Consider the following 3,375-nt stretch of genomic DNA (forward strand, 5'->3'; position numbering starts at 1 on the left):
ATAGGGAGAAGATGTCTTGCCTATTCTGATTATATGGAAATTAAGCGTTTGATAAATTTGAAAAAAAAGACATATTTTTTAAATGAAGAAGAAAAAAACATAGTAAAAAGGCAGGTGGGTATTCTAAATAAGAAGTTGGGGACAACTTTAACTGAGGCAGAGGTTATAGATTGTGTTAATAGAAGTCTAACGGGCTATTTTACATATTATAATGAATATAAAAAAATATTGAGAAAGTATAGACCGAAATATATAGTGGAGACAACACATTATGAAACAGCAAAACTATCATTAAATGTAGCAGCACATGAAATGGGAATTAAAGTGTTTGAATTGCAACATGGGGTTATGAATATACAGTACAATATTCCCCAAAAAGATGATTTTATTCCTGATGAAGTGCTTACATTTGGAGAATATTGGAACCAGACAACGTGTTATCCGGGGAAAATGGTGGCGATAGGAAATCCCCATCTTGAGGAATGTGTTACTACAATGAAAACAATAAAGTATTTCCCAACTATTTTAATTCTTTCTCAAGGGCCAGTAGGAGAAGCATTGGTTAAATTAGCAATAGAATTAAAAAATTTAGTTAGAAAAAAAGGAATTCCTGCAAGAATTATTTATAAATTACATCCAAATGAATATATAAGTTGGAAAAAAATATATCCAGAATTAGTTGGTTCAGAAATAGAAGTGGTTGATAATAATGAAAAAGATCTGTATTACTATTTCTCAATATCCACGCATCAAATAGGGGTATTTAGCACAGCTATTTATGAAGGAATGGCATTTGGTGTGAAAACAATTATATATAAGGCATATCGGTATGAAACAATGAAAGACATTATTGAAGCTGGTTATGCTAAACTTGCTGATGATGGAAATTCTGTGCTAAATGAAATCATGAACAAGGAAGAACAAAAAGTCCCAACGGAGATGATATGGAAGTCTAATGCATTGAGTAACTTGAAGAAAGAACTGTTGGGGTAATATATCAAAATATTAGATTGGAAAGAGAGGAAGGACAATGGTCTTGGCAGTAATACCGGCTCGTGGCGGCTCAAAAGGAATACCACGGAAAAATGTCCGTTTGATGAATGGAAAACCACTTATTTATTATGCAATTCATAATGCAAAGAATTGTCCAAGCATTGATGATGTTGTAGTTTCATCTGATGATGAAGAGATTTTGAAAATAGCTTCTTCTTATGGTGTAGAGACCATGACCAGAGATAGTGAACTGGCAAAGGATGCCGTGACATTAGACCCGGTTATCTATGATGCAGTCTGCACTATGGAAAAGAAGAAAGGGATTCAGTATGATGTGGTAATTACCTTACAGGTAACATCACCGTTACTTTCTTCTGATACCTTGGACAAGGCGTTGGAAAGCTTTTTGGCTTCTTCCGATGATACTTATATCAGTGTGGTAAATAAGCCACATTTATCCTGGACGAAGAAGGATGGCTGCTATGTGCCGAATTATGAGAAACGTCTGAACCGTCAGCAGTTACCGCCGAACTATCTTGAGACAGGTGCATTTCTGATTACAAGAAGAGAATGTATGGAGGTAAACAGCCGTATTGGAAAGAAGGTTTCTGTCTATGAGATGCCGGAGCGTGAGGCGGTGGATATTGATGCAGCTTCCGACTGGGTATTGTGTGAGCATGAACTGAAAAAGAAACGGATTATTCTTCGGGCAGATGGATACAAAGAGCTTGGAATGGGACACATTTATCATTGTCTGACACTGGCATATAATCTGACCGGACAGGAGCTTCTCTTTGTAACAAAAGAGCAGCATGAGCCGGGACTGAAAAAACTGCAGGAAGCAAATATGCCGGTACATACCATTAAGAGTGATGAAGAATTCTTGGAATTCGTGCAGGAATGGAAGCCGGATGTAGTAGTAAATGACTGCCTGAATACCAAAGCAGATTATATCAAAGAATTAAAAAAATATGTGAAACGTGTCGTAACCATAGAAGACCTTGGAGAGGGCGCCGATTTTGCAGATGCAGTGATTAATGCGCTGTATGAAGACCATACCAGAGGAGATAATTATTATTGGGGAGCCAATTATGTATGCCTCCGGGATGAATTTTTCTGTGCTGCACCATCTGTATTTCATGAGCAGGTGCAGAATGTAGTGGTTATCTTCGGTGGAACAGACCCATCGAACTTTACCAAGAGAATCTATGAAATGGCAAAACGGATTCATAAGGATTATCCAGAGATTAAATTCCATTTTGCACTGGGTGTAGGATATGACCAGAAAGCAAATCAGATTGAAACAGACGAGGCAGCAGGCATCTATGTAGAACAGAATTTAAAACACATCAGCGACCTGTTTGGTAAGGCAGACCTGGCATTTACTTCTCAGGGCAGAACCGTCTATGAGCTTGCAACCATGGGCGTACCTGCAGTGGTTATGGCTCAGAATGAGCGTGAGATGAAGCACACCTTTGCACAGATGAACAATGGTTTCTTAAATCTTGGACTTGGAATCAATGTGGCAGATGAAACCATTGAGACAACCTTCCGCTGGCTGGTTGAGACACCGCAGATTCGAAAGGAAATGCAAAGCCTGATGATGCGTCATGATTTGAAGTCCGGTATTAAGCGGGTAATTGGATTGATTTTAGAGGATGAGGAGATATAATTTATGAGCAAAATTATCGAACGTGCTCTGGCACATAAAGTAGTACTGATTGCAGAAATTGGTGTAAATTATTATGACATTGCAAAGAAAATGAACATTTCCAATATGGAAGCTGCAAAGTTAATGATCAAAGAAGCAAAGGATGCTGGAATTCATGCGGTAAAATTCCAGACCTATAAAGCTGATACGCTGGCGGCAAAGGATTCTCCATCTTACTGGGATACCACGGAAGAGACAACAACATCCCAGCATGAGTTATTTCAGAAATTTGACCAGTTTGGTGAAAAAGAATATCAGGAGCTGAAGGATTACAGTGACGAAATTGGCATTGAATTTTTATCCACTGCATTTGACATCGAATCTGCAGATTATCTCGATAAGATGATGGATGTCTATAAAGTATCTTCATCCGATATGAACAACCTTCCGTTTGTGGAATATCAGGCAAAGAAAAATAAACCAATGCTCATTTCTGTAGGCGCAGCCAATGAGGATGAGATTGACCGCATGATAGCAACCGTCCGTAAGGTAAATAACCAGCCGCTTTGCATCCTGCATTGCGTACTGGAATATCCGACTCCATATGAGCATGCCAACTTAAATAAGATAGCAAGCCTGAAAGAAAAGTATAAGGATTTGATGATCGGATATTCAGACCATACGAAACCGGATGCCTGCGCAGATGTTATCAAAACAGCATACAATCTGGG

At 38.5% G+C, this 3,375-nt stretch carries 3 protein-coding genes; all 3 read left to right on the forward strand.

What is annotated here, in order from left to right:
- Positions 1–993 (forward strand): hypothetical protein (locus DXB39_RS14525; protein ID WP_199535146.1); only part of this gene is annotated, 993 nt, incomplete at its 5' end.
- A 37-nt stretch (positions 994–1,030) separates the two neighbouring features.
- Positions 1,031–2,665: a cytidylyltransferase domain-containing protein gene (locus DXB39_RS14530; protein WP_117901616.1), complete on the forward strand. Its 1,635-nt coding sequence runs from the start codon at positions 1,031–1,033 to the stop codon at positions 2,663–2,665.
- A gap of 3 nt (positions 2,666–2,668) precedes the next feature.
- The coding region (locus DXB39_RS14535) for an N-acetylneuraminate synthase family protein (protein WP_117842388.1) at positions 2,669–3,375 on the forward strand (707 nt) is incomplete at its 3' end.

Source organism: Roseburia sp. OM03-7AC (genome assembly GCF_003462625.1).
Lineage (GTDB): Bacteria > Bacillota > Clostridia > Lachnospirales > Lachnospiraceae > Roseburia_C > Roseburia_C amylophila.